Raw genomic sequence first — 2,660 nt, forward strand, 5'->3', positions numbered from 1 at the left:
CGGGAGCGACAGATTTATTTAAGAGACAGGGTTGTAGCGCGTGGTGGCACGCGCGTTGGGGCCCGCGGGGGGGGCGTCGCCCGCCATCTTCTCCATCTGAGCGGTGTGCATCTTGTGGCGACGCTCGGCCTCGGCGTAACGGCCTTCCCACTCCTCGCGGACCTTGTCCGAACCCTCGAGCCATTCGTTGGTCTCGGGATCGAAGCCCTCGGGGAAGATGTAGTTGCCCGCATCGTCGTAGCTGTCGGCCATGCCGTACTTCGACGGGTCGAACTCGGCGTGGTAGTCCTCGTTCGCCTGCTTCAGCGACAGCGAGATCCGGCGACGCTCCAGGTCGATGTCGATGACCTTGACCATCGCGTCGTCGCCGACGGCGACAACCTGGTCCGGGACCTCGACGTGGCGCTCGGCCAGCTCGGAGATGTGCACCAGGCCCTCGATGCCCTCTTCGACGCGCACGAACGCACCGAACGGAACCAGCTTGGTGACCTTGCCCGGCACAATCTGACCGATCGCGTGGGTGCGGGCGAACTGACGCCACGGGTCTTCCTGGGTGGCCTTGAGCGACAGGGAGACGCGCTCGCGGTCCAGGTCGACGTCGAGAACCTCGACGGTGACCTCGTTGCCGACCTCGACGACCTCGGACGGGTGGTCGATGTGCTTCCAGGACAGCTCGGAGACGTGCACCAGGCCGTCGACGCCACCCAGGTCCACGAAGGCACCGAAGTTGACGATCGAGGAGTCCACACCCTTGCGGACCTGGCCCTTCTGCAGCTGGTGCAGGAACTCGGAGCGAACCTCGGACTGGGTCTGCTCGAGCCAGGCGCGACGCGACAGGACCACGTTGTTGCGGTTCTTGTCGAGCTCGATGATCTTGGCCTCGATCTCCTTGCCGACGTACGGCTGGAGGTCGCGGACACGACGCATCTCGACGAGCGAGGCGGGCAGGAAGCCACGGAGGCCGATGTCGAGGATCAGGCCGCCCTTGACGACCTCGATGACGGTGCCCTTGACGGCCTCGTCCTTCTCCTTGAGCTCCTCGATCGTGCCCCACGCGCGCTCGTACTGCGCCCGCTTCTTCGACAGGATCAGGCGGCCTTCCTTGTCCTCCTTGGTGAGAACCAGGGCCTCGACCGCGTCGCCCACGGAAACGACCTCGTTGGGGTCGACGTCGTGCTTGATGGAGAGTTCGCGGGAGGGGATGACGCCTTCGGTCTTGTAACCGATGTCGAGCAGGACCTCGTCACGATCGACCTTGACAATGGTTCCCTCGACGATGTCGCCATCGTTGAAGTACTTGATCGTGGCGTCGATGGCGGCGAGGAAGTCCTCGGCGGAGCCGATGTCGTTGACGGCTACCTGCGGCGAGGTGACGGTGGTGGGCATATGTGGATTTGCTCCGGACGGATTGTGGTCGGTTGCGGACATTGGAACTTTCGGTACGCTGCGAGATCACCGCGACGAGGCGACGAAGGATACTGAGAAAGTATCGCACGGACCGCCGCACTTGCTGCTGATCAAACTCAGCACGGGCGACTCCGTCATCGGATACCGTACGCATTCAACCCCGGCGCACAGTATTCCTCGAAAGACACTCGCGTGCCTCAGCGTACGCGACCCGAGTCCAGCCGGGCAAACCACCCCCCGCGCCACGCCGATACCCTGTTCGCCGTGTCCGATGACGAACGCCACGCGCAGGCCAACGCGCTGCTGGGAACCACAGCGACCACCCGAACCAAGATCGGTTCCGCGGCCAGCGAGCGCGCGAGCAGGCGCTGGTGGGACGCCGATGCCGACCAGTACCACCAGACCCACGCCGACTTCCTCGGCGTCGACTCCCCCGGCGGCGAGTTCGTGTGGTGCCCCGAGGGCCTGCACGAGGGCGATATGGGTTTCCTCGGCGAGGTGTCCGGCAAGTCCGTGCTGGAGATCGGCTGCGGTTCCGCGCCGTGTTCGCGATGGCTGGCCGGTCAGGGCGCGCATCCGGTCGGCCTCGACGTGTCGATGGGCATGCTCGAGCGCGGGGTGGCCGCGATGGAGCAGGGCGGGCCGAGGGTGCCGCTGGTCCAGGCGGGCGCGGAGGCGCTGCCGTTCGCCGACGAGTCCTTCGACCTGGCCTGTTCGGCCTTCGGCGGCGTGCCGTTCGTCGCCGATTCGGCGCTGGTGATGCGCGAGGTCGCCCGGGTGCTGCGGCCGGGCGGGCGCTGGGTGTTCTCGGTGAACCACCCGATGCGCTGGATCTTCCCCGACGATCCGGGCGCCGACGGCCTCGTCGCGCGGATCCCCTATTTCGATCGCACGCCCTATGTAGAGGTCGACGGCGACGGCGTGCCCACCTATGTCGAGCACCACCGCACGATCGGCGACCGGGTCCGCGAGATCGTCGGCGCCGGCCTGACCCTGCTCGACATCGTCGAACCCGACTGGCCGGAGTGGCTGGACCGGGAATGGGGTCAGTGGTCGCCGTTGCGCGGGGAGATCTTCCCCGGTACCGCCATCTTCGTCACCGAGAAGCCGGGCGCCTAGAACTCGGGCAGGGCCGCGAAGGCGGGGTCGACCCGCACGTTGGGCACGGTTTCGGCGATCCAGCGGCGGGCCCTGGTCAGGGCGTGGTCGGGGAACACGGCGTCGAAACGGACGTCGTCGGACAGTAGATAGGG

At 66.7% G+C, this 2,660-nt stretch carries 1 protein-coding gene and 1 pseudogene; one reads left to right on the forward strand and one right to left on the reverse strand.

What is annotated here, in order from left to right:
* Positions 1-45: 45 nt before the first annotated feature.
* Positions 46-1,386 (reverse strand): annotated as a pseudogene (rpsA, locus tag ACFWPJ_RS29925) (30S ribosomal protein S1); the annotation flags it as partial.
* Positions 1,387-1,671: 285 nt separating this feature from the next.
* Here rpsA and ACFWPJ_RS29930 point away from each other — a divergent pair.
* On the forward strand, positions 1,672-2,526 hold the full coding sequence (locus tag ACFWPJ_RS29930) for a class I SAM-dependent methyltransferase (protein ID WP_378856431.1): 855 nt from the start codon (positions 1,672-1,674) through the stop codon (positions 2,524-2,526).
* Positions 2,527-2,660 lie beyond the last annotated feature (134 nt).

The organism is Nocardia sp. NPDC058497, assembly GCF_042720195.1.
Classification (GTDB): domain Bacteria; phylum Actinomycetota; class Actinomycetes; order Mycobacteriales; family Mycobacteriaceae; genus Nocardia.